This window comes from Wolbachia endosymbiont of Tuta absoluta (assembly GCF_059414725.1).
This window is the reverse complement of sequence record NZ_JBNRJY010000433.1, coordinates 1-821: the sequence shown is the minus strand read 5'-3', so window position 1 is coordinate 821 and position 821 is coordinate 1. Positions and strand designations below refer to the sequence as shown.

1 pseudogene is annotated in these 821 nt (G+C 38.0%); it reads left to right on the top strand.

Going from position 1 to position 821, the window contains the following annotated elements:
• Nucleotides 1-176 precede the first annotated feature (176 nt).
• A pseudogene (locus ACJ5GX_RS04585) lies at nt 177-386 on the top strand (phosphatidylglycerophosphatase A); the annotation flags it as partial.
• Nucleotides 387-821: the final 435 nt, after the last annotated feature.

Genomic DNA, 821 nt, shown 5'->3' with positions numbered 1-821 from the left:
ACAACTTTTGTTTCGGAACCATGCCTGTATCTCTAATAGTTTAGCTGGGCTCCTGGTGGTACACCTGGTGGTCTACATAAGGTACTCCAGATCGATCTATAGATTGCTATATGAAAATACTTCTATAGAAGATACTATTTCTGTTCTTGTAAATTAGTTTTATATTTCGGTATATTGTGAAATTTTTATATAAATTAATATCAACATGGTGGCTATCTGGCACGGTAAAACACATGCCAGGTACTATAGGCAGCTTGGCTGCTTACCCAATTGTTCCTATATTACTCAATGACAGAATTTTAGGTACAGCAATTATTTTTTTTTTATTCTTAGTTGGATTATGGTCTACAGGCAATTATATACAACATTACAAAGCTCCGCATGATCGATCTACTCGCAATGGCTGCAGCAGTGACTACTGTGATTTCATCATATTCTTCCGTAAGGATGTGTCTCGGACGGTGTTTAAAACGCGCTGTGTCGCGCTACACTGGGGAACTTGGATAAATAATGTTACAAAACATGTCGCGACATTACATGATAACGCGCCTTTATCTTTTTAAGCCGTAAAATCAGTAGATTTCGCTTTTTCTGACAAATATACTCGTACTTCATTCAGATTCAGTTCAGGGTAGTATTTGATTGCTGTTTTTCTGATCCGATTGCGCTCTGCCAGCCCCGCCAGAGATGAAGGCGTGATGTGTGTTTCGTAACCTATAGATATTTATAGTATTACTAGATAGCGTATACTCTGTCCCAGTAGGTATTTAATAGAATGTAAACAAACTAGATAAGGAAAGACAACAATGCCGTGCGGCAAA